We start from the raw sequence: 22,589 nt of genomic DNA on the forward strand, positions 1-22,589 counted from the left end.
CCACCCGTTCCCGTCCCACCGACCACTCCCACCCCTGGAGCGGCCGAAACCGCCGGAGCCAAACGACCGGGACCGCCCCCACGTAACGCCCGGTCAACCCGCCGTTACGCCACGACCCTCCCGTTCAGCACCACCCGCCGAGGCGCCGCCAGCACCCGTACGTCCTGCCGGGGGTCCGCCTCGTACACCACGAGGTCGGCCGGGGCCCCCTCCGCCAGGCCGGGACGGCCCAGCCAGTCCCGCGCGCCCCAGGTCGTCGCGGAGAGCGCGGCCAGCGGCGGGATGCCCGCGCGGGTCAGTTCGGCGACCTCGGCGGCGACCAGGCCGTGTGGCAGGGAGCCGCCCGCGTCGGTGCCGACGAAGACGGGGATGCCCGCGTCGTACGCCGAACGCACCGTGTCATAGCGGCGGTCGTGGAGCCTGCGCATGTGGGCCGACCAGCGGGGGAACTTCTTCTCGCCGCCGGCGGCGAGGCCGGGGAACGTGGCGATGTTGACCAGGGTCGGGACGATCGCGACGCCCCGCTCCGCGAAGAGCGGAATCGTCTCCTCCGTCAGGCCGGTGGCGTGCTCGATGCAGTCGATGCCCGCCTCGACCAGGTCCCTCAGCGAGTCCTCGGCGAAACAGTGGGCGGTGACGCGGGCGCCGAGCCGGTGCGCCTCGGCGATCGCGGCCTCGACGGCCTCGCGCGGCCAGCAGGCCGTCAGGTCACCGGCCTCGCGGTCGATCCAGTCGCCGACGAGCTTGACCCAGCCGTCGCCGCGCCGCGCCTCCCGGGCGACGTACGCGACGAGGTCGTCGGGCTCGATCTCGTGGGCGTAGTTGCGGATGTAGCGACGCGTGCGCGCGATGTGCCGGCCCGCCCGGATGATCTTCGGCAGGTCCTCGCGGTCGTCGATCCAGCGGGTGTCGGACGGGGAACCCGCGTCCCGCAGGAGCAGGGCGCCGATCTCCCGGTCGGTCAGCGCCTGCTTCTCGGCCGTGGCGGCGTCCACCGGGCCGTGCGCGTCCAGGCCGACGTGGCAGTGCGCGTCGACCAGGCCGGGCAGCGCCCACCCCTCGACGGTCACGGTCTGTGCCGCCGGGTCGACCGGCCGGTCGTACGTCACCCGGCCCCCGACGACCCACAGTTCGTCCCGTACGTCCTCGGGCCCGACGAGCACCCGCCCCTTCACGTGCAGCACCGCGTGATCACTCATGGCAGCAGCTTAGGAGTCGCTCCCGGCGGGCGGTACGGGGCGCTGGGGGCGCCCGGCCACGGGGTGCTCGGTACGCTCGTACCGCAGGCCGTACGAACTCGTGAGCGAAGTGAGCAGTGACGTGAGCAGTGGTGTGAGCAGTACTGTGACGCATCCCTTTCTGGACCTGGCGCCGCTGAGCGCCCAGCACTTCGCCGCCATCGAGGCGCGGGTGGCCGGGCTGCTGGCCACCGAGCAGGACGTCGTGATCATGCAGGGTGAGGCGCTGCTGCCCCTGGAGGGGTGCATCCGGGGCGCCGCGCGGCCCGGCACGACCGCGCTGAACGTGATCACCGGGCCGTACGGCCAGACCTTCGGGAACTGGCTGCGGGACTGCGGCGCGACCGTCGTCGACCTCGCCGTGCCCTTCCACACGGCCGTCACCGCCGAGCAGGTGCGCCAGGCCTTCACCGAGCACCCCGGCATCGACTTCGTGTCGCTGGTGCACGCCGAGGCGGCGACCGGCAACACCAACCCGGTCGCGGAGATCGGTGAGGTCGTGCGCGAGCACGGTGCGCTGTTCATGCTGGACGCGGTCGCCTCGGTCGGCGCCGAACCGCTGCTGCCGGACGCGTGGGGCGTGGACCTGTGCGTGATCGGCGCGCAGAAGGCGATGGGCGGCCCGGCGGGCGTCTCGGCGGTGTCGGTGAGCGAGCGGGCCTGGCAGCGGATCGCCGCGAACCCGCAGGCGCCGCGCCGCTCGTACCTCTCCCTCCTGGACTGGAAGGAGCGCTGGATCGACGGCGGCCGCAAGGCGCTGCTGCACGCCCCCGCCCAGCTGGAGATGCTGGCCCTGGAGGCGTGCGTGGAGCGCATCGAGACGGAGGGCCTGGACGCCCTGATGGCACGGCACGCCACCGCCGCCGCGGCGACCCGGGCGGGCGCGCTCGCGCTCGGTGGGGGCCTGGAGCCGTATGTGTACGAGGCGCGGGACGCGGCCCCGGTCGCCACCACCCTGCGGGCACCCTCGGGCACCGACGCCTCGGAGCTGGTCGCCAAGGCGCTGGCCGCCGACCCGGTGCTGCCGCTGGTCGCCGGGGGCGGGGCGCTGGCCAAGGAGATGATCCGGGTCAACCACTACGGCCCGGACGCCACCCGTGGCGTCGTGCACGCGTGCCTCGCGGCCCTGGGCGCCGCGATGGGCGAGGCCGGCCTCACGGTCGACCTGGAAGCGGCGCGGCGCGCGGTGACGCAGGCCTGGGGGTAGCCCGCACCCCTTCCCTGGAGGCGCTCTTCGCCACAACCTCTTACCTGGAGGCGCCCCCTTCCCCGGAGGCGTTCTTCCCCCGCGCCCCGCCCCGTGGCACCGTGCCTGACATGACCACGCTTCCGGACGGCCGTCGCATCCCGCCGCTGACCGCCGATGAGCCGGCCATGCTGGCGAGCTGGCTCGACCTGCACCGCGCGACGCTCGCCGTGAAGTGCGCGGGGCTCGACGACGAGCAGGCGTTGCGGACGCCCGTCGAGCCCTCGGCGCTGTCGCTGTTCGGCCTGGTGCAGCACCTGGCCGAGGTCGAACGCAACTGGATTCAGCGGGTGTTCGCCGGGCGCATGGTTCCGCTGCTCTACGGCGGGTCGCCCGGCGGCTTCACCCTGGACCGGTCGAAGACGTTCCCCGAGGTGCTCGCGGTGTGGGAGCGCGAGGTCGCCGTGAACCGGGAGATCTGCGCGGGGCGGTCGCTCGACGAAACGGGGCGGCTCGGTGCCGAGGAGGCGGCGGTCGTGGGCGGTGACCACGAGGTCAGCCTCCGCTGGATCATGCTGCACCTCATCGAGGAGTACGCCCGCCACAACGGGCACGCGGATCTCCTGCGGGAGCGCATCGACGGCGCGACGGGATCGTGACGGGCGCCCGACAGGCATCCGACAGGGCATGAACCGGGCGCGACAGGGCGTGCATCGCGCGCGTCAGGACGTGAATCGGGCGCGCAATTGCCGCGCATCCCGAGCCTCCCCCACCCATTCGTTCACCCAGCCGTCCGCGCATTCTCACGAATTCTTTATCCGCGTCTTTATCTGCTCAGCTTCCCGCCTTCTTCTGCCCGCTTCCCGCGGTCCTAAACACTAAGATTTCATCAGCATCAAACTCCGTAATTCGGACGCGTCTCGACCAGGTTTCAACCATGTGACGCACTCCACATCGCGCCCGTTTTGCGGGGTATGACACGGTCAAATCACCACAAACCTCAGAGTTCTCATGCGTGCGCACACCTACGCGCGATAACACATAAGAGGCTCGCACGTAACCCCCTCCCCCGATGCAATTCAAGAAATTGCTCGGTAAATTCACTCCGCATGACCGCTGCACAAGCCGATCTACCGACCGACCTGCGAGCGAAATTCCTGGAAATGCCGGAGGGGTTGCGACTCGACAGCCCGGCCGTCGCCGACGGCGCCGCCATCTGGCGGATCGCCCGCGACTCCAAGGTGCTGGACCTCAACTCTTCGTACAGCTACCTGCTGTGGTGCCGCGACTTCGCGGCCACCTCGGTGGTGGCCCGGGGCGCCGACGGCGAGCCGGCCGGTTTCATCACCGGCTACATCCGCCCCGAGCGCCCGGACACCCTGTTGGTGTGGCAGGTGGCCGTCGACCACGAGCAGCGCGGCCGCGGCCTCGCCGGCGCCCTGCTCGACGGGCTGACCGCGAAGGTCGCCGCCGAACGCGAGCTGACCGCGATCGAGACGACCATCACGCCGGACAACACGGCCTCCGAGCGGCTCTTCCTCTCCTACGCGCGACGGCACGGCGCGTCGGTCGAGCGGAAGATCCTCTTCGACGCGGGTCTTTTCCCTGATGACGGGCATGAGGCAGAGGTGCTCTACCGCATCGGCCCGATCAGCGCGCCCGGGCACTGAGCCCCGCCCCACGCTCCACCACCCCCTCCCCCCGCACGTCCGAACCCCCCACTTCCACGTCTTTCCATCTCCCAGGAGATCCGCTGTGACCATCACCCAGCCCGACCTGAGCGTCTTCGAGACCCTGGAGTCGGAGGTGCGCAGCTACTGCCGCGGTTGGCCTACGGTCTTCGACCGCGCGCAGGGCAGCCGCATGTACGACGAAGACGGCCACGAGTACCTCGACTTCTTCGCCGGGGCCGGCTCACTCAACTACGGCCACAACAACCCGGTCCTCAAACGCGCGCTCATCGACTACCTGGAGCGCGACGGCGTCGTGCACGGGCTCGACATGTCGACGTCCGCCAAGCGCGCCTTCCTGGAGTCGTTCCAGAACATCATCCTGCGCCCGCGCGACCTGCCGTACAAGGTCATGTTCCCGGGTCCGACGGGTACCAACGCCGTGGAGTCGGCGCTGAAGCTGGCCCGCAAGGTCAAGGGCCGCGAGTCGATCGTGTCGTTCACGAACGCCTTCCACGGCATGTCGCTCGGCTCGCTCGCGGTGACCGGCAACGCCTTCAAGCGGGCGGGCGCCGGTATCCCGCTGGTGCACGGCACGCCGATGCCGTTCGACAACTACCTCGACGGCCAGACGCCCGACTTCATATGGTTCGAGCGGCTCCTTCAGGACCAGGGCTCCGGCCTCAACCAGCCCGCCGCCGTCATCGTCGAGACGGTGCAGGGCGAGGGCGGCATCAACGTCGCCCGCGCCGAGTGGCTGCGCAAGCTCGCCGACGTGTGCGAGCGCTGGGACATGCTGCTGATCGTCGACGACATCCAGATGGGCTGCGGCCGTACCGGCGCGTTCTTCTCCTTCGAGGAGGCGGGCATCACGCCGGACATCGTGACGGTGTCCAAGTCCATCAGCGGCTACGGCATGCCGATGTCGCTCTGCCTGTTCAAGCCGGAGCTGGACGTGTGGGAGCCGGGCGAGCACAACGGCACCTTCCGCGGCAACAACCCGGCGTTCGTCACGGCCGCCGCCGCGCTCGAGACGTACTGGACCGACGGTTCGGCGATGGAGAAGCAGACGCGCGCCCGCGGCGAACAGGTCGAGCAGGCGCTGACCGCGATCGTCGACGAGAACCGTGCCGAGATCAAGGAGTTCCGCGGCCGCGGCCTGGTCTGGGGCATCGAGTTCCTCGACAAGGACCGGGCGAGCGCCGTGGCGAAGCGGGCCTTCGAACTGGGCCTGCTCATCGAGACCTCCGGCCCCGAGGGTGAGGTCGTCAAGCTCCTTCCGGCGCTGACGATCACCCCGGACGAGTTGGACGAGGGGCTGCGCACGCTGGCCCGCGCGGTCCGCGAGACCGCCTGAGCGAGCGCGAGTCCGAGCCCCTCACCCCGTAAGAGAAAAGGAACCACCACACCGTGATCGTCCGTTCGTTCAAGGACATTGAAGGCACCGACCGGCATGTGAAGGCCAAGTCGGGTACCTGGGAGAGCAAGCGCATCGTCCTCGCCAAGGAGCGCGTGGGGTTCTCCCTGCACGAGACCATCCTGTACGCGGGGACGGAGACGTCGATGTGGTACGCCAACCACATCGAGGCCGTCGTCTGCACCAAGGGCGAGGCCGAGCTGACCGACGACACGACCGGCGAGAAGTACACGATCACCCCGGGCACGATGTATCTGCTCGACGGGCACGAGAAGCACACCATGCGGATCAAGGAGGACTTCCACTGCCTGTGTGTCTTCAACCCGCCCGTCACCGGTCGTGAGGACCACGACGAGAACGGCGTGTACCCGTTGCTCACGGAGCCGGACCCGGTCTGAACGGCTGACATCCCGCACAGGGCCGTACGAGAGGAGAGGCAGGCACCACCATGACCACCGCACCCGAACGCACCACCACTGACCTGTACCCGACCCGAGGCGCCGAAGAGGTCCTCATCGAGCGCAAGGACCCGGTGGTGTGGTCCGAGCCGGGTGCCGAGGGGCCCATCGCGGCCGGGGATCTGGCGGGGTTCGAGCGGGACGGTTTCCTGGCCATCGACCAGCTGATCACCCCGGACGAAGTCAGCGTGTACCACGCCGAGTTGGAACGGCTCATGAACGACCCCGCGATGCGCGCGGACGAGCGTTCCATCGTCGAGCCCCGCTCGCAGGAGATCCGCTCGATCTTCGAGGTGCACAAGATCAGCGAACTGTTCGGCAAGCTGGCCGCCGACCCGCGTGTGGTGGGCCGCGCCCGGCAGATCCTCGGCTCGGACGTGTACGTCCACCAGTCCCGGATCAACGTGAAGCCGGGCTTCGGGGCCTCGGGGTTCTACTGGCACTCGGACTTCGAGACCTGGCACGCGGAGGACGGCCTGCCGAACATGCGCACCGTCTCGGTGTCGATCGCGCTGACGAAGAACCACGACACCAACGGCGGCCTCATGATCATGCCGGGGTCGCACAAGACGTTCCTCGGCTGTGCGGGCGCCACGCCGAAGGACAACTACAAGCGGTCGCTCCAGATGCAGGACGCGGGCATCCCGTCGAACGAGACGCTGACCCGCCTCGCGTCCGACCACGGCATCCGGCTCTTCACCGGCGAGGCGGGCTCCGCCACCTGGTTCGACTGCAACGCCATGCACGGCTCCGGGGACAACATCACCCCGTACCCGCGGTCGAACGTCTTCATCGTCTTCAACAGCGTGGAGAACACCGCGGTCGAGCCGTTCGCGGCGCCCGTGCGCAGGCCCGAGTTCATCGGGGCGCGGGACTTCACCCCGGTGAAGTGACCTGATCCCAGGCGCGGTTCGGCCCGGCACCCCCCGTGGGTGCCGGGCCGACCGTCGTTCTGCCGGTGTTACAGCGCGGGGTAGTCCGTGTAGCCCTTCTCGGTGCCGCCGTAGAAGGTCGCCGGGTCGGGCGTGTTGTACGGGCCCTGGGCCTTCAGGCGGGCCGGCAGGTCGGGGTTGGCGAGGAACAGCGCGCCGAACGCGAGGACGTCCGCCGTGCCGTCCTCGACCAGGGCGAGCGCGTCGTGGCCGGTGGGGCCCTCGGTCTGCGGGTTCAGGATGAGCGTGCCGCCGAACTCCTTGCGCAGCCGGGTGGTCAGCTCACGGACCTCACCGACCTCCATGACGTGCAGGTACGCGAGGTCGAGCGCGGCCAGCTCCCGTGCCAGGGCGGTGTACGCCGGCTCCGGGTCGGGCTCGGTGATGTCGTTGAAGGGGTTGCCGGGCGAGACGCGGAAGCCGGTGCGGGCGGCGCCGATCTCGGCGGCCACGGCCTTGGTCACCTCCACGGCGAAGCGCAGGCGGTTCTCCACGGAGCCGCCCCATTCGTCGGTGCGCCGGTTGGTGCCGGGCGCGAGGAACTGGTGGATCAGATAGCCGTTGGCGCCGTGCAGCTCGACTCCGTCGAAGCCGGCGTCGACGGCGTTGCGCGCGGCGGTGGCGAAGTCGGTGATGGTGGCGCGGATCTCGGCATCGGTCAGCTCGCGCGGGGTGACGAAGTCCTGGGGGCCCTCGGCGGTGTAGACCTGGCCCTGGGCGGGGATGGCCGAGGGGGCGACGTTGACCAGGCCGTCCGGGAGCAGGGACGGGTGGCCGATGCGGCCCGCGTGCATGAGCTGGGCGAAGATCCTGCCTCCGGCCGCGTGCACGGCGTCGGTGACCTTGCGCCAGGCGGCGACCTGCTCGGCGCTGTGCAGACCCGGGGTGGCCGGATATCCCTGGCCGACCACAGAAGGCTGGATCGCCTCGCTGATGATCAGACCGGCGGAGGCCCGCTGGACGTAGTACTCGACCGTCAGATCGGTGGGAACACCGCCCTGACCTGCACGGCTTCGCGTCATGGGAGCCATGGCTATGCGGTTGGAGAGCGTGGCGCCGGACAGGTCGATCGGATCGAACGCAGTGGTCATCGTGACTCCCGAGCAGGATTTATGTGGTCGGCCAACCAACTGGCCGGGCTTCACTGTAACCCATTTCTTGGCCGACCAAGGTAATCTTTCGAAAGACGTCCAGTGACCAGCAGGAGCGCATGATGAAGGCCGACACCCCCCGACCGGACCGGCCGACCCCGCCTGTCCCCCCGGGCTCCCCGCGGTCGCCGAGGCGGGCCCCGTCAGCCACGCGCTGAGCCGGGTGGCGCGCTTGCACCGCATCGCGGCGGGCAAGGCCCTGAAGGGGGTCGGCCTCTACCCCGGCCAGGAGTTCGTGATGATGCACCTGTGGGACGCCGGTCCGGTGCGGCAGTCCGAACTGATCAAGGCCGTCGAACTCGACCCCTCGACGGTCACGAAGATGCTCCAGCGCCTGGAGCAGGCCGGACACGTGCGCCGCCGACCCGACCCGGCCGACCGCCGGGCCGTGCTGGTCGAGGCCAGCGACGCCAGCTGCGGTCTGCTGGCCCAAGTGGAGCGCGCCTGGGGCGAGTTGGAGGGTCACACCCTCGCCGGCCTGGACGAGGAGGAGTGCGCCACGCTGCTGCGGCTGCTCACGCGGGTGGAGACGAACCTCTGCACGGAGACGGCCGACTGCCCCGAGCGCCGGGCCGCGGAGGGCTGAGGGCCGGCGCGACGGACCGCCGTCAGCCGGACAGCACGTCGAGCAGCCGGTCCACGTCCGCCTCCGTGTTGTACAGGTGGAACGACGCCCGCAGATGCCCGGCACGGGCGGAGGTGACGACCTTGGCGCGGGCCAGCTCCGGCTGCCGCCCGCCGAGGCCGGGCACGGCGACGATGGGGGACGTCCCGGGCACCGGGGCATGGCCCAGTTCCGCGAGCCCCGCGCGGTAGCGAGCGGCGAGGGCCGTGTCGTGGGCGTGCACCGCCTCGACCCCCGCCTCCTCCAGGACCGCGAGCGCGGCCGCCGCCCCGTGGTAGGCGAGGAAGGCGGGGCCCTCGTCGAACCGCCGTGCGTCCGGGGCGAGCGCGGTCAGCGGTCCGTACGTCGAGTACCAGCCGTCGGCGGAGGCGAGCCAGCCGCCGTGCAGCGGCACGAGGGACTCCTGAGCCGCCTCGCTCACCGTGAGGAACTGCGTGCCGCGCGGGCACAGCAGCCACTTGTAGGCGCCGGTCACGGTGTAGTCGTACAGTGCCGCGTCGAACGGCAGCCAGCCCACCGCCTGTGTGGCGTCGACGAGCGTACGCGCGCCGTGCGCGGCCGCGGCCTCGCGCACCGCCGCCAGATCCGCGGTCCTGCCGTCGGCCGACTGGACGGCGGAGAACGCGACGAGCGCGGTGCCGGGCCGCACGGCCTCGGCGAGGGATTCCAGCGGCACATAGCGCGGCCGGAGGTCGCCCCGTACGACGAAGGGGTTCACGGCGGACGCGAACTCGCCCTCGGGTATGAGGACTTCGGCGCCGGGCGGCAGCGAGGCCGCGATCAGCCCGACGTGCGTGGCGACGGCGGCGCCGGTGGCCACCCGCCCCGGGTCCACGCCGACGAGCCGCGCGAAGGCGGCCCGGGCCACGTCCACGGCCTCGAAGTCCCCCGCCCCACCGGGCCTGCCCTCGCCGAGTTCGGTCACGAGCGCGCCCACGGCCTCGGCCGCCCGGCGCGGCAGCAGACAGCAGCTCGCCGTGTTCAGATACGCCGACGTGGGCGCGAACTCGCTGCGACGGATGTCGTTGATCCCCGTGGTGATCGCCATGGGGTCAACTCTTATACCGTTCAGCCGTTCTGCGGAACCGCGCATCCGTCGGGCCCGCACACGTCGTCTCCGGTGTCGGCGCCCGCGAGGGTGGTCAGCGGCGAACGCTCGCCCCATGCCTGGTGCAGCGCCTGCGTGAAGACCTCGACGGGCTGGGCGCCGGAGATGCCGTACTTCCGGTCGAGGACGAAGAACGGCACGCCGTTCGCGCCCAGTTCGGCGGCCTCGCGCTCGTCGGCTCGGACGTCCTCGGCGTACTGCTGGGGGTCGGCGAGGACGGCCCGCACCTCGTTCGCGTCCAGGCCCGCCTCGACGGCGACCTCGACGACGCGCTCGTCGTCCGCGAAGACCGACCGCTCCTCGGCGAAGTTCGCGCGGTAGAGCAGGCCGATCAGCTCGTCCTGCCTGCCGCGCTCCTTGGCGAGGTGCAGGAGGCGGTGCATGTCGAAGGTGTTGCCGTGGTCGCGGCCCTCGGTGAGGTAGTCGAGCCCCTCGGCGGCGGCGTTCTCCCCGAGCCGCCGCTCCCCCTCGCGGGCCTGCTCCTCGGTCATGCCGTACTTGCGCATGAGCATCGGGACGACCGGCCCGGAGTCGCCCTTGGCGCGGTTCGGGTCCAGCTCGAAGGAGCGGTGCACGACCTCGACGCCGTCACGGTGCGGGAAGGCGGCGAGGGCCTTCTCGAAGCGGGCCTTGCCCACGTAGCACCAGGGGCAGGCGATGTCGCTCCAGATCTCGACGCGCATGTGTGTGGCTCTCTTCAGGTCGTACGTCAGGTGGGTGCGGAGGGAGCCTCCGCTCACGGCGTCAACGTACGGGCAAAGCGGCTCATTCCCCCGCCGCCGTGAACTTTCCCGTGTTGGCCCTGACCCAGGTGCGCAGGTGGGCCAGTGGCTCCAGGGCGCCGCGGCCCAGCTCGGTCAGTTCGTACTCCACGCGGGGCGGGACCTCCGCGTGGACCGTGCGCAGGACCAGGCCGTGGTCCTCCAGGCGGCGCAAGGTCTGGGTGAGCGCCTTGGGGCTGACGCCCTCCAGCTTGCGGCGCAGCTCGCCGAAGCGGCGCGGGCCGTCCGCCAGGGCGGTGATGGCGAGGCCCGTCCACTTGTGCACGAGCAGCTCGAAGACCGCGCGGCCGGGGCAGAGGAGGCCGTAGATGTCGTGCGGCCGGGCAGCGGGGCCGGAGGGGTCGTTGAGGGGCTGACCAGTCATGGTTGCCAAAATATAGTTACGTCCCTTGCGGGTAACCAGGCGGTCCGCCCTACCGTCCCGATCATGACTTCCACCGCTGTTTCCTCCCTGGGCTCGCCCATCCGTGTCGGCCTCGTCGGCCTGTCCGCCCGCGGCGGCTGGGCTCCCCGTTCCCACCTGCCCGCGCTGTCCACCCTGAAGGGGTACGAGCTGCGTGCCCTGTCCGCGTCGAGCCAGGCGTCCGCGCGGGCGGCGGGCGAGAAGTACGGCGTACCGCTGGCCTTCGGGTCGAGCGAGGAACTCGTCCGCAGCGACGAGGTCGACCTCGTCGTGGTGAGCGTGCGCGTGCCGCTCCACCGCGAGGTGATCCTCGCCGCGCTCGGCGCGGGCAAGGCGGTGCTCTCCGAGTGGCCGCTCGGCAACGGGCTCGCCGAGGCCGAGGAGCTGGCGGCGGCCGCGGAGCGGGCGGGGGTGCGGACGTTCGTGGGGCTCCAGGCCCGCTCGGCACCCGCCGTCCGGTACGTCCGGGAGCTGGTCGCCGACGGCTACGTGGGCGAGGTCCTGTCGACCAGTCTGGTGGCCTCGGGGCGGGGGTGGGGGCCGGTCTTCGAGCCGAGCGGCGCGTATCTGCTGGACGAGCGCAATGGCGCGACCATGCTCACGATCCCCTTCGGGCACACCGTCGACGCGGTGACCATGGCGCTCGGGGAGTTCACCGAGGTCTCCGCGACCTTGGCCACGCGGCGGCCCGTCGTGCGCGAGGCGGGCACGGGGCGCGCCGCGGCGATGACGGCCGCCGACCAGATCGCCGTGTCGGGGCGCCTGGAGTCGGGTGCCGTCGTCTCGGCCCACTTCCGGTCGGGGCTCTCCCGCGGCACGGACTTCCACTGGGAGATCAACGGCACGGAGGGCGACCTCGTCGTCACGGGCGACTCCGGTCACCTCCAGCAGGCGGCGGTGACCGTGCGCGGCGGGCGCGGCGCGGAGACGGGCCTGACCGCACTGCCCGTGCCGGAACACCACTTCGGCGTGCCGGAGCTGGACGAGCTGCGCGGGGTGCCGTCGTACGAAGTGGCGTACAACGTGGGGGCGCAATACGCCCGGGTCCTCGCCGACCTGACGGAGGGCACCAAGCACACCCCGGACTTCGCGCACGCGGTACGGCGCCATCGGCTGCTGGACGCGATCGGGCGGGCGGCGGCCACGGGGGGCCGGGTGACGGTGTGAGGTCTCACCCGCCCGAGCCCGCGACCCCGAGCCCGCAGCCCTGAGCCCGCGCGAGGTCAGTGCTCCAGCCGCCCGTCCACCCGTCGCGGCAGCCCCAGTGGGTTGGCGTCGTGCAGTTCCGGGGGGAGCAGGGGCTCGGGGGTGTTCTGGTAGACGACCGGGCGCAGCCAGCGCTCGATGGCCGTGCCGCCCACGGACGTCGAGGTGGAGGTGGTGGCGGGGTAGGGGCCGCCGTGGTGCTGGGCGGGTGCGACGGCGACGCCTGTGGGCCAGCCGTCGACGAGTACGCGCCCGGCGAGCGGGGTGACCTCGGCGAGCAGTGCGGCGCCCCGGTCGCTCACGCCCGCCGCCTCGTCGGCGGAGAGCTGCACGGTCGCGGTGAGGTTGCCGGGCAGCCGGGAGAGGACGGCGGTGATCTCCGCGTCGTCGGTGTAGCGCGCGACGACGGTGACCGGGCCGAAGCACTCCTCCAGGAGCAGGTCGTGCGCCCCCTCGCCCGCCAACCGCGCGGCCGGGACGGTGAGGAAGCCGGCGCTGACGGTGTGCTCGCCGCCGGCGCCCGGGGTCACCGGGGCCTCGACGTCGGGGAGTGCGGCGCGCTCGCGCACCCCGGCGACGAAGTTGTCCCGCATCCGGTGGTCGAGGAGCACCCCGGCCTCGGTGGCGCCGACCGCCTCGGTGAGGGACTTCACGAGCCGGTCGCCGCCCGCGCCCTCGGGGGCGAGGACCAGGCCCGGCTTGACGCAGAACTGGCCGACGCCGAGCGTCATCGAGCCCGCGAGGCCGGTGCCGATCTGCTCGGCGCGCTCGGCGGCGGCGGCCTCGGTGACGACGACGGGGTTGAGGGAGCCCAGTTCGCCGTGGAAGGGGATCGGCACGGGACGGGCGGCGGCGGCGTCGAAGAGGGCGCGTCCGCCGCGGATGGAGCCGGTGAACCCGGCGCCCGCGACCAGCGGGTGCTTGACCAGCTCCACCCCCGCCTCGAAGCCGTGTACGAGGCCGAGGACGCCCTCGGGGATGCCGTGCGCCGCGGCGGCCCGGCGCAGCACCGAGGCGACCAGCTCGGAGGTGCCCGGGTGGTCGGGGTGGGCCTTGACGACGACGGGGCAGCCCGCGGCGAGCGCGCTGGCGGTGTCGCCGCCGGGCACGGAGAAGGCGAAGGGGAAGTTGGACGCGGCGTACACGGCGACGACGCCGAGCGGGATCTTGTAGCGGCGCAGGTCCGGGATGGGCGGGGTCGCGGACGCGTCGGGGTGGTCGATGACGACGCCGAGGAAGGCGCCCTCGTCGACGGTGTCCGCGAAGGCCCGCAGCTGGTAGCAGGTGCGGGCGAGTTCGCCGGTGAGCCGGACGGGGCCGAGCGCGGTCTCCGCGTCCGCCGCCGCCACGAGCTGGTCCTTCGCCTCCTGGAGCAGGTCGGCGGCGGTGCGCAGGAAGGCGGCGCGGACCGCGCGGTCGGCGAGCGCGGGCGCCGCGTCCCGGGCGGCGCGGACCGCGCGGTCGACCTCCTCGGCCGTAGCTTCCACCGCAACCCGCTCACGCTGCTTCCCGGTTCGGGGGTCGACACTCCAGACTGGTGCTGCTGCCACCGCGGATTCCCTTTCCAGAAGTGATGCCAGAGATAAGGCCTGACGTCCGGCCGCACGTCGGCCGGAGGTATGCCACTCCCCCGGGTCGTTCGATATACTGAACGCCGTCTCTGTTCGTGAACGACCGGAGGCTTCGGAGAGTATTTCTCGGCGAACTGAGGGGTCAAGGGCGATGTCGACTGGCGAGACCGGAGGCGGTGCGCAGGTCAAGTCCGCGGTGCGTACGGTCGAGTTGCTGGAGTACTTCGCGGGCCGCCCCGGAATGCACTCGCTGGCCGCCGTCCAGGAAGCCGTCGGGTACCCGAAGTCGAGCCTCTACATGCTCCTTCGCACCCTCGTCGAGCTGGGCTGGGTGGAGACGGACGCGACCGGCACGCGGTACGGCATCGGCGTCCGCGCCCTGCTGGTCGGCACCTCGTACATCGACGGCGACGAGGTGGTGGCCGCCGCCCGGCCGACCCTGGACCGGCTCTCCGACGACACGACGGAGACCATCCACCTGGCGCGGCTCGACGGCACGAACGTCGTCTACCTCGCCACCCGCCAGTCCCAGCACTACCTCCGCCCTTTCACCCGCGTGGGCCGCAGGCTGCCCGCGCACTCCACCTCACTCGGCAAGGCGCTGCTCGCCACCCACACCGACGAGCAGATCCGCAAGCTGCTCCCAAAGGCGCTGCCCGCGCTCACCGAGCACACCATCACCGACCGCGAGCAACTCATCGAGGAGCTGCACACGGTGCGCGAGCAGGGCTTCGCGGTGGACCGCGAGGAGAACACGCTCGGCCTGCGCTGCTTCGGTGTCGCCATCCCCTACCGCACCCCGGCGCGGGACGCGATCAGCTGCTCGGTGCCGGTGGCGCGGCTCACGCCCGCCCACGAACAGATGGTCAAGGACGCCCTGTTCGACGCGCGCGACCGGCTGACACTGGCAACTCGTAGGCTCTGACGCATGGATGTCAGCCTGCGCCCGGTGCACGACAGTGATCTGCCCGTCTTCTACCGGCAGATGAGCGATCCCGTGTCCCGGCACATGGCCGCGTTCACGCCGGAGGACCCCGTCGAGTGGGGTCGGTTCGACGCGCACTGGACGAGGATGCGCACCTCCCCCGGCACGGTCGTCCGCACGGTCCTCGCCGACGGGGACGTGGTGGGCAACGCCGGGGTGTACGGCGACCCGGCCGAGCGCCACGTCACGTACTGGATCGACCGCGCGTACTGGGGCCGCGGCCTGGCCACCGCCGCCCTGCGCGCGCTGCTCGCGCTGGTCCCGGAGCGCCCCCTCCACGCCCGCGCGGCGGCGGACAACGCGGGTTCGCTCCGCGTCCTGGAGAAGTGCGGCTTCCGGGAGACGGCGACCGACCGGGGGTACGCGGCGGCGCGCGGGGCGGAGATCGACGAGGTGGTCCTCGTCCTGGACGGCGGCTGAGTCTCCGCCGCGCGGGGGAGGCGGATCGTCGCGGCGCAGGAGGTGCGGCGGGCCCTCCTGGCGGGACCGTGAGGTCATGATCCGACCGCTGACCGTCCCGCCCCCGGCCGCCGCCCCGCGGCCGGTCTCCCCCGCGCCGAGCCGAGCCCGCCGCGCGCTGCGGTTCCTCGCCATGGCCGCCTGCGTCCCTTACCTCGCGCTCAAGGTCGCCTGGATCGGCGGGAGTCACCTCGGCATCCCCGAGGGAAGCCCGCTGCTCGACCACCGCGCGCCGATGCTCTTCGCCAACGCCCTGACCGTCCTGATGGACGCGGCCGTCATCGTGCTCGTCCTGCTGCTGACCCGCCCCTGGGGGCTGCGGACACCGGCCCGGCTGCTCGTCCCGCCGATGTGGGCGGCGAGCGGGCTGCTCGTGCCGATCATGGCCGGGTTCCCGCTGACGCAGCTGGTCGGGGCGGTCGGCGGTGCCGACTCCCCTGCCACGAGCGGCGGTTCGGCCGAGCCCTTCCTCGACGCGTGGGTCTTCGGCGTCGTCTACGTCGGCTTCATCGTCCAGGGCGTCGCGCTCGGCTCCCTCTTCGTCCTCTACACCAGGGACCGGTGGGGCCACCTGTGGCGGGGGCGGGTGCGGGACCTGCCGCGCGCCCGGCGGCTCGGCGGGCGGGCCACCGCCGTCACGGCCGCGGTGTTCGCGCTCCTCCCCGCGGCCCTGCACCTGCTGTGGGCCACCGGCTCCGCCACCGGGCTCAACGCGGGCCGCGTCGAGGAACGCGGCTCCGACTTCCACGTCCTGGAGTACCTGAACGTGCTCTACCTCGCCATGGCCGTGGCCGGCGCCCTGATCCTCGCGTTCCGGTGGGGGCCCGGGCTGCCGGTGAAGGTGCCGCTCGCGCTGGCCTGGCTGGGCTCGGGCGCAGTGGGCTGTTGGGGCGGCTGGCTGGTGTTCGGCTCGCTCATGAGCCTCGGCGACGCCACGAAGCAGCCCACCGCCGTCATGCTCCTGACCTACGCTGTGCACATGATCATCGGAACGCTCGTGGCCGCCGTCGGGGTGCGCTTCCTCAAGGAGCGGGCGGGTTCCTCGGCGTGACCACCCTCGCCAGCGCCCTGTTCGGGCGCCGGACGCGCCGCCGGTGGGTCCATCTGATCCTGGGCGGCGCGCTCGCCATGCCGTACGTGTTCGTCGGCTCCGTGATCGTCGGGCCGCTCATCGGCGACGACCGGTTCTTCGGGTCGCTCTCCTCCCAACTCGCCTCCTTCGCCGCCGGGTTGCCGCTCGCCGCGATCACCGCGCTGTTCCCGCTGACCCGGCCGATGTCGGTGGCCGCCGTGCGGGCGCTGTGCGCGGTGCCGGACGACTCGCTCGCCGAGGGGCCCGCGCGGGGGCGGGTGGCACGCGGGCGGACCGCCGCCTGGTTCGCGCTCCACCTCGGCCTCGGCGGGATCATCAGCGGCATGTCGCTCGCGCTGCCGCCGTTCGCGTGCGTGCTGATCGCGCTGCCGTTCTTCGTCGTGTTCGGGGACAGCCACATCGGGCTGCCCGACGTCTTCGGCGAACCCTGGATGGCGGCGCTCTCGCCGGTCATCGGCTGTGCGTCGCTGGCCGCGCTCGCGGCGTGCGCGGCCACGGCCGGCGGGCTCCTCGCCCGCTGGGCGCCCGAGCTGCTCGGGCCCACGCCCGCCGACCGGCTCGCCGCCGCCGAGCAGCGGGCCGCCGACCTCGCGGTGCGCAACCGCCTGGCGCGCGAGCTGCACGACTCGGTGGGGCACGCGCTGAGCGCCGTCACCCTCCAGGCGAGCGCGGCCCGCCGCGTCCTCGACCACGACCCGGAGTTCGTCCGCGAGGCCCTGGCCGCCATCGAGGACACCACGCGCCGTACGGTCGGCGAACTCGACGCGGTCCTCGGCGTGCTGCGGGAGGCGGGCGACGCCCGCTCGGCGGCGCCCGCGCCCACCCTCGAAGCCGACCTGGACGGCCTGCTGCGCCGCACCAGGGCGGGCGGCCTGCGGGTGAGCGCCACCGTCGACATGGACCCCGCCGGCCTGCCCCCACTGGTCTCCCGCGAGGCGTACCGCATCGTGCAGGAGGCGCTGAGCAACGCCCTTCGGCACGGCGGCGAGGAGACCGATGTCACCCTGCGCGTCGCCCTGGACGGCCCCGACCTCACCGTCACGGCCGTGAACCCGCTGCCGCCCCGCTCCCCCGCCTCGCGCCCCGGTGGCGGCCACGGCCTGCGCGGCGTCGCCGACCGGGCCCGGCTGCTCGGCGGCACGGCCTCGGCCGGCCCGGAGGACGGCGCCTGGCGACTTCACGTACGACTTCCGCTGAAGGGACACGCATGACGACGCGCATGACGACCACCGCCGCCCCCACCGGCGCGCCCGCCCTGCGGGTCGTGCTCGCCGACGACGAGCGCATGGTGCGTACCGCGCTGCGCGCGATCCTCTCCGCCGAGGCGGACATCGAGGTCGTCGGCGAGGCGGCGACCGGTGCCGAGGCGGTGTCGGTCGTGCGGGAGCTGGCGCCCGACGTGGTGTTGATGGACGTCCGCATGCCGGAGATCGACGGCATCCGCGCCACCGAGCAGATCCTGCGGGCGATGCCGCGCCCGCCGCGCGTCGTGGTCGTGACCACCTTCGAGAACGACGCGTACGTGTACGAGGCGCTGCGCGCGGGTGCCGCCGGGTTCCTGCTGAAGCGGGCGGACGCGGACTCCCTCGTGCAGGCCGTGCGCATCGTGGCGCACAGCGACTCGCTGCTGTTCCCCTCGGCCGTGCGCGCCCTGGCCGCCGAGCACGGGCGCGCCAAGCCCGCGCCGCCCGCCTGGGTGGCGCGGCTCACCGGCCGGGAGAGCGAGGTGCTGCGGCTGATGGCGGCGGGGCTGACCAACGCGGAGATCGCCGGGCGGATGGGGGTGGGCGCGGCGACGGTGAAGACGCACGTGGCGTCCGTCCTCGCCAAGACGGGCGCGCGGGACCGCACACAGGCGGTGATCGCGGCCTACGAGGCCGGCTTCATGAACACGGACTGAGGCTGCCGGGAGACCGGCCGCTGCATGAGAGCGCCTGGTTCATGAGGAGTTTCTGAGAAAACGGGCGCAAGCGGATCAGAAGGGAACGAAACCGTCCGCTCCGCTCGTCCTTCCGTGGGATGAACAAGACGATCAGGCGCGCCTCGGTCTTCGCTCTGCTGCTCGTGCTCGCCCTGCTGGTGCGGGCGACGTGGGTGCAGTTCTACGACGGGAAGGCGCTCGCGGACGACAAGCACAACCGGCGCAACGCGATCGAGCAGTACGCGCACCCGCTGGGCGACATCATCGTGGGCGGTGAGGCCATCACCGGCTCCGCACGCACGAAGGGAGGCGACCTCGCCTACAAGCGCACGTACAAGAACGGCGCGCTCTACTCACCCGTGACGGGCTACAGCTCTCAGGTGTACGGCGCCACGCAGCTGGAGGGCATCTACAAGGATCTCCTGGACGGCACCGACGACCGCCTGAAGAAGCCGCTGGACACGGTCACCGACAAGCGCGCCGACCCCGGCGACGTGGTGACGACCATCGACCCGGCGGTGCAGAAGGCGGGGTACAAGGCGCTCGGGGAGACCAAGGGCGCGGCGGTCGCGCTGGACCCGAAGACCGGCGAGATCCTCGGCATGGTCTCGACGCCGTCGTACGACCCGTCGAAGATCAGCGGCTCCACGGACTCCGAGGAGTGGCGGGCGCTGACGTCCGACGAGGACAAGCCGATGGTGAACCGCGCGATGCGCCAGCCGCTGCCGCCGGGTTCGACGTTCAAGCTGGTCGTCGCGGCGGCGGCCCTGGAGGACGGGCTCTACTCCTCGGTGGACGCGAAGACGGCGAGCCCGAACCCGTACACGCTGCCGGGCACGACGACGGTCCTGCGGAACGAGAACCCCTCGGCACCGTGCGAGAACGCGACGATCCGCACCGGGCTCCAGTACTCCTGCAACAACGTCTTCGCCAAGATGGCCGTCGACCTGGGCCAGGAGAAGGTCAGGGCGATGGCGGAGAAGCTGGGCTTCGACGCGGAGAAGCTGGATGTGCCGGTGCGCGCCTCGAAGAGCGTGTACCCCTCCGGCATGGACAAGGCCCAGACGGGTCTGTCGGGCATCGGCCAGTTCGACGTGACGGCGACGCCGCTCCAGATGTCGATGGTGTCGGCGGCGATCGCCAACGGCGGCGAACTCGCCGCCCCGCACATGGTCTCGCAGATCACCGACGCGGGCGGCGACGTCCTGGAGAGGTTCGGTGAGGGCGCCCCTCAGCGCGTGATGAGCGAGTCCGTCGCCGAGGGCCTTCAGTCGGCGATGCGGACGGTCGTCGAGAAGGGCACCGGTTCGAACGCGCGGATCGACGGGGCGACGGTCGGCGGCAAGACGGGCACGGCCCAGCACGGCGAGAACAACAGCAAGACGCCGTACGCGTGGTTCACCTCGTACGCCAAGGGCGCGGACGGCCAGGAGGTGGCGGTCGCGGTGATGATCGAGTCGTCGAGCGCGGCCCGCGACGAGGTCAGCGGCAACGGCCTGGCGGCGCCGATCGCCAAGGCGATGATGGAGGCGGCGCTGAAGGGCTGAGGCACACATGCGCGGGCCCCGGGGGCGCACCCCCGGGGCCCTTCACGTACGTAACCGCCGTACGTACATAGCCGCGTACGTACGGTCAGCGGTTACGGCGGGCGAGCAACAGCCGCCCGCCGACGATCAGCCCGAACGGCACGCACGCGCCGGCCAGCAGCCCGGCCGCGAAGCCGAACCCCGAGCTCGCGTCACCGTCGTCGAGCCCGGCCCCGATGCCGCCCAGCACGACGGCCGCCCCGAGGAAGGCGAGCAGGGCGTAGAACTTCCGGCTGAGGAAGTTCGTCCGCTCCGGGGCGGGCGGCGGCGCGGCGATCTCCGCCGCCGGGCCGAGGCTGGCCGCCTTGGGGCGCTTGAACCAGGCGTAGATCACCCAGGTCCCGCACGCCTCCCAGCCGTCGGGGGCGAGGCGTGCGTCCAGGTCTTCGCGGCCGCGCGTGATCAGCTCCCTGCGGTACTCCCACCGCTGGGGCCGCGCGAGGTCCCGGTGGCTGACGAAGCGGCCGACGGCGTCGACGCGCTCGACCTCCCAGCCCTGGTCGCCGAAGCGGTTCAGGAGCTCCTCGTCGACGCCGGTGTCGGCGGTCCAGCGCCAGGTCTCGACGTGTTCTTCCGGTGGCCCGTCGGGGGTGGCCGCCTCGGGGGCCAGCTGCCGGGCGAACTCCTCCACGGGGCCGAACTCCGCCTCCGGGTCCTTCGTGCCCGACTCCTCCAGGTGCGCGGTCAGGTCCGCGACGGTCGCCTCGACGCGGTCGGCGGACAGGCCGTGTGCGCGCAGCCGCTCGGCGAGGGCGGTGAGGTAAGTGTCCTGCTGGTCTCGCATGTTCATCGGGTGGGTTCCACTCCTGCCTGCGCGAGGAGCTCGCGTACGGATGTGTCGAAGGCGAGCCACAGGCCGCCCTGTTCACCGAGCGTCTCGCGCCCGGCGTCGGTGAGCCGGTAGTAGCGCCTGCCGGGCCCCTTCTCGGCGGCGCGGAACTCGGCGGCGACCAGGCCCGCCTCTTCCAGGCGGTTCAGCACGGGGTAGAGCGTGCCGCCCTTGATCTGTCCGAAGCCGGCTGCTCCGAGGAGTTTGGCGATCTCGTAGCCGTAGCTCTCGCCGCCGGTGAGACTCGCGAGCACGAGGAGGTCGAGTACGCCCTTGAACCAGCTGGCGCGGCGGTCGGTCACGTGTCCCTGCCCTTCACTTGGTGGCGAGCGGCGCGGTGAGCGGCGCCGCGGACGGCGTCGGCGGCGCGAGCACCGTCAGGTCGCGCACGCTGATGACGACGTGCAGGGCCATGGGCAGGAGCAGGCTCCCGGTGGCGAGGTAGAGGCCGGTGAGCAGCGCGCCGAAGGCGCCGAAGACGAGGAACCCTTGGCGGCCCTGGTAGTACCCGGCGACGGCGTAGACCAGCACGGAGAGAGCGGCGGCGGCGTAGAGGTGGAGGCCGAGGACGCCGACGCCGAACGCGATGAGCAGGCCGCGGTAGACGAACTCGGCGCAGATGCCGTCGGTCACGCCGAAGGCGACGGCGAGGGCACGCTCGCGGGGCGTGCCCGGCAGCATCGCCTCGACGGCGGCGCGGCCCGGCACGTGCTTGCCCTGCCGGTCGAGGTCGCGGAGCGTGCGCCCGGACGTCACCGCGATCACCGTGGCGAGCAGGACGCCGACCGCGACGACGGCGGGCTTGTCGGGCGAGGCGATGCCGAGGTCGGCGGCGGCCATGCCCGGCGAGAGCAGCAGCGCCGCGACCGCGCAGGCGGCGAGGGCCCACCACAGTCCGAGCGCGGTGCGGAAGTAGCCGACGAGCGCGCCGGGTTCGGTGGCCCGGCGGCGGGCCAGCGAGGCGTACATGCGGCGGCCGAGCAGGGGTTCCCCGAGCAGCAGGTAGGTGCCGAGTACGGCCGTGAGGGCCGTGGCGGCGGGTGAGAAGTCCGGCGAGATGGTCATGCGGGGGTCCCCTTCCCGAAGGGGTCGCGGACGTGCGCCGTTCTGCCGTGGCACGTGCCCGCGACCCCATGAGCGTCTGAGCTACCTAGACCGTAGAGCGACCTAGTCAGGAATGCAACCTATCTCGGTATGCCGAGCGCCTGTGGACCGTCAGCCCGCGGACGGTCAGCCAGCGGGCCGTCAGCCAGCGGGCCGCCACTCCGGATCGCGGCCGCTCAGCCCGATCACCCGGTCCAGGAGAGGTGCCCCGTCCGGCACCGGCACCGGCTTCCCGAACAGGCCGCCCTCCGGCTCCGCGTCCTCCTCCCCGTCCTCCCCCGTGGGGGTCAGGAGCGCCCGCGCGGTCTCCAGGCTCGCCTCGTCCGGCGCGTACTCCTGGCCCGTGGACCGCGCCAGGTCCCAGCCGTGGACGACCAGTTCGTCGAGGGCGACCAGGCCCGCGACCTCACCGGGCAGGTCGACCCCGCCCGCCCGGGTCATGCCCTGCCGGGCCGCCGGGTCGCGCCACGCCTCGGCGAGGGCCTCCAGGGCCTTGGGCAGCTCGTCGCGCCAGCCGGGGCCGATGTCCGGCACGGTGCTCGCGGGGTTCTGGTCCAGCGTCGGCCCGAACTCCTTGCGCGCCGCCTGTGCGAAGGCCTGGGCCAGGCCGAGCAGATGGCCGAGCAGATGGCGCACCGCGTACTCGGGGCACGGGGTGGGCCGCTCAAGCTGCTCGTCCGTGACGTGCTCGGCCAGCCGCGCCACCAGGCGGGCCTGCGGGGCGAGGTCGAGGTGGTCGTCGGTCATGGGGGGCCTCCACGGAGGGCTGCGTATCGAGGACTGAGGGCTGAGACCACGAGCAAGGCCGCGGACTGAGGCAGCCCTCTCGGTACGTCTCCTCTGGTGGACCGGCCCCGCGCCCCGA

General features: G+C 72.3%; 23 protein-coding genes and 1 pseudogene. 14 read left to right on the forward strand and 10 right to left on the reverse strand.

The features are described 5' to 3' along the window. Positions 1 to 104 precede the first annotated feature (104 nt). Positions 105 to 1,199, reverse strand: coding sequence for an amidohydrolase family protein (locus J2N69_RS07685; protein WP_230900063.1), 1,095 nt, complete (start codon positions 1,197 to 1,199; stop codon positions 105 to 107). A 145-nt stretch (positions 1,200 to 1,344) separates the two neighbouring features. On the opposite strand from J2N69_RS07685, the gene J2N69_RS07690 reads away from it, so the two are divergent. The 6 genes from J2N69_RS07690 (at position 1,345) to thpD (ending at position 6,862) form a co-directional block, all read left to right on the forward strand. Then, the gene (locus J2N69_RS07690) at positions 1,345 to 2,445 is read left to right on the forward strand and encodes a pyridoxal-phosphate-dependent aminotransferase family protein (RefSeq protein WP_230900064.1); all 1,101 of its coding nucleotides are present in this window, start codon (positions 1,345 to 1,347) and stop codon (positions 2,443 to 2,445) included. A gap of 110 nt (positions 2,446 to 2,555) precedes the next feature. Beyond that, positions 2,556 to 3,083 carry a DinB family protein gene (locus J2N69_RS07695; RefSeq protein WP_230900065.1) on the forward strand — a complete coding sequence of 176 codons (528 nt, stop codon included), beginning with the start codon at positions 2,556 to 2,558 and terminating at the stop codon, positions 3,081 to 3,083. A 450-nt stretch (positions 3,084 to 3,533) separates the two neighbouring features. Then, positions 3,534 to 4,094, forward strand: a complete 561-nt coding sequence (ectA, locus tag J2N69_RS07700; protein ID WP_230900066.1) for a diaminobutyrate acetyltransferase — start codon at positions 3,534 to 3,536, stop codon at positions 4,092 to 4,094. Between the two features lie 85 nt (positions 4,095 to 4,179). Next, complete coding sequence (ectB, locus tag J2N69_RS07705) at positions 4,180 to 5,451, forward strand: diaminobutyrate--2-oxoglutarate transaminase (RefSeq protein WP_230900067.1); 1,272 nt, start codon at positions 4,180 to 4,182, stop codon at positions 5,449 to 5,451. Positions 5,452 to 5,504: 53 nt separating this feature from the next. Beyond that, complete coding sequence (locus tag J2N69_RS07710) at positions 5,505 to 5,909, forward strand: ectoine synthase (protein WP_219687406.1); 405 nt, start codon at positions 5,505 to 5,507, stop codon at positions 5,907 to 5,909. Positions 5,910 to 5,959: 50 nt separating this feature from the next. Then, complete coding sequence (gene thpD, locus J2N69_RS07715; protein ID WP_230900068.1) at positions 5,960 to 6,862, forward strand: ectoine hydroxylase; 903 nt, start codon at positions 5,960 to 5,962, stop codon at positions 6,860 to 6,862. Between the two features lie 68 nt (positions 6,863 to 6,930). Here thpD and J2N69_RS07720 read toward each other — a convergent pair whose 3' ends face one another. Beyond that, positions 6,931 to 7,992, reverse strand: a complete 1,062-nt coding sequence (locus J2N69_RS07720) for an alkene reductase (RefSeq protein ID WP_230900069.1) — start codon at positions 7,990 to 7,992, stop codon at positions 6,931 to 6,933. A gap of 148 nt (positions 7,993 to 8,140) precedes the next feature. Between J2N69_RS07720 and J2N69_RS07725 the strand changes: the two are divergent. Continuing rightward, a pseudogene (locus tag J2N69_RS07725) lies at positions 8,141 to 8,638 on the forward strand (MarR family winged helix-turn-helix transcriptional regulator); the annotation flags it as partial. A 22-nt stretch (positions 8,639 to 8,660) separates the two neighbouring features. Here J2N69_RS07725 and J2N69_RS07730 read toward each other — a convergent pair. From J2N69_RS07730 to J2N69_RS07740, 3 genes are all read right to left on the reverse strand, one after another. Then, positions 8,661 to 9,725, reverse strand: a complete 1,065-nt coding sequence (locus tag J2N69_RS07730; RefSeq protein ID WP_230900070.1) for an aminotransferase class V-fold PLP-dependent enzyme — start codon at positions 9,723 to 9,725, stop codon at positions 8,661 to 8,663. Positions 9,726 to 9,745: 20 nt separating this feature from the next. Then, a complete protein-coding gene (locus tag J2N69_RS07735) occupies positions 9,746 to 10,468 on the reverse strand; it encodes a DsbA family oxidoreductase (RefSeq protein ID WP_230904627.1) in 723 nt (240 codons plus the stop codon). A gap of 82 nt (positions 10,469 to 10,550) precedes the next feature. Beyond that, complete coding sequence (locus J2N69_RS07740) at positions 10,551 to 10,931, reverse strand: winged helix-turn-helix transcriptional regulator (RefSeq protein WP_230900071.1); 381 nt, start codon at positions 10,929 to 10,931, stop codon at positions 10,551 to 10,553. Between the two features lie 63 nt (positions 10,932 to 10,994). Between J2N69_RS07740 and J2N69_RS07745 the strand changes: the two genes are divergently transcribed. Continuing rightward, positions 10,995 to 12,137 (forward strand): Gfo/Idh/MocA family protein, encoded by a 1,143-nt coding sequence (locus J2N69_RS07745; protein ID WP_230900072.1) that lies wholly within the window; start codon positions 10,995 to 10,997, stop codon positions 12,135 to 12,137. A 56-nt stretch (positions 12,138 to 12,193) separates the two neighbouring features. Here the strand turns inward: J2N69_RS07745 and J2N69_RS07750 are convergent, their stop codons facing one another. Further along, entirely contained in the window at positions 12,194 to 13,726 is a 1,533-nt protein-coding gene (locus J2N69_RS07750) for an aldehyde dehydrogenase (NADP(+)) (RefSeq protein ID WP_230900073.1), read from the reverse strand. A 172-nt stretch (positions 13,727 to 13,898) separates the two neighbouring features. On the opposite strand from J2N69_RS07750, the gene J2N69_RS07755 reads away from it, so the two are divergent. The 6 genes from J2N69_RS07755 (at position 13,899) to J2N69_RS07780 (ending at position 19,752) form a co-directional block, all read left to right on the forward strand. Beyond that, positions 13,899 to 14,672: an IclR family transcriptional regulator gene (locus tag J2N69_RS07755; RefSeq protein WP_230900074.1), complete on the forward strand. Its 774-nt coding sequence runs from the start codon at positions 13,899 to 13,901 to the stop codon at positions 14,670 to 14,672. A gap of 3 nt (positions 14,673 to 14,675) precedes the next feature. Continuing rightward, positions 14,676 to 15,152, forward strand: coding sequence for a GNAT family N-acetyltransferase (locus J2N69_RS07760; RefSeq protein ID WP_230900075.1), 477 nt, complete (start codon positions 14,676 to 14,678; stop codon positions 15,150 to 15,152). A gap of 76 nt (positions 15,153 to 15,228) precedes the next feature. Further along, positions 15,229 to 16,242: a hypothetical protein gene (locus J2N69_RS07765; protein WP_230900076.1), complete on the forward strand. Its 1,014-nt coding sequence runs from the start codon at positions 15,229 to 15,231 to the stop codon at positions 16,240 to 16,242. Beyond that, complete coding sequence (locus J2N69_RS07770) at positions 16,239 to 17,495, forward strand: sensor histidine kinase (protein WP_230900077.1); 1,257 nt, start codon at positions 16,239 to 16,241, stop codon at positions 17,493 to 17,495. Before J2N69_RS07765 ends, J2N69_RS07770 begins: the two co-directional genes overlap by 4 nt. Next, the gene (locus J2N69_RS07775; RefSeq protein WP_230900078.1) at positions 17,492 to 18,184 is read left to right on the forward strand and encodes a response regulator transcription factor; all 693 of its coding nucleotides are present in this window, start codon (positions 17,492 to 17,494) and stop codon (positions 18,182 to 18,184) included. Before J2N69_RS07770 ends, J2N69_RS07775 begins: the two co-directional genes overlap by 4 nt. A gap of 119 nt (positions 18,185 to 18,303) precedes the next feature. After that, entirely contained in the window at positions 18,304 to 19,752 is a 1,449-nt protein-coding gene (locus J2N69_RS07780) for a peptidoglycan D,D-transpeptidase FtsI family protein (protein WP_230900079.1), read from the forward strand. Positions 19,753 to 19,837: 85 nt separating this feature from the next. Here J2N69_RS07780 and J2N69_RS07785 read toward each other — a convergent pair whose 3' ends face one another. From J2N69_RS07785 to J2N69_RS07800, 4 genes are all read right to left on the reverse strand, one after another. Then, a complete protein-coding gene (locus tag J2N69_RS07785; protein ID WP_230900080.1) occupies positions 19,838 to 20,581 on the reverse strand; it encodes a hypothetical protein in 744 nt (247 codons plus the stop codon). Further along, positions 20,578 to 20,922 (reverse strand): PadR family transcriptional regulator, encoded by a 345-nt coding sequence (locus tag J2N69_RS07790; RefSeq protein WP_127912035.1) that lies wholly within the window; start codon positions 20,920 to 20,922, stop codon positions 20,578 to 20,580. The genes J2N69_RS07785 and J2N69_RS07790 overlap by 4 nt, the downstream gene beginning before the upstream one ends. Before the next feature lie 13 nt (positions 20,923 to 20,935). After that, a complete protein-coding gene (locus tag J2N69_RS07795; RefSeq protein WP_230900081.1) occupies positions 20,936 to 21,685 on the reverse strand; it encodes a CPBP family intramembrane glutamic endopeptidase in 750 nt (249 codons plus the stop codon). A gap of 180 nt (positions 21,686 to 21,865) precedes the next feature. Beyond that, a complete protein-coding gene (locus J2N69_RS07800) occupies positions 21,866 to 22,471 on the reverse strand; it encodes a TIGR03086 family metal-binding protein (RefSeq protein WP_230900082.1) in 606 nt (201 codons plus the stop codon). Positions 22,472 to 22,589 lie beyond the last annotated feature (118 nt).

The sequence above is a fragment of the Streptomyces huasconensis genome, assembly GCF_021028635.1.
In the GTDB taxonomy this organism is placed as follows: Bacteria; Actinomycetota; Actinomycetes; order Streptomycetales; family Streptomycetaceae; genus Streptomyces; species Streptomyces huasconensis.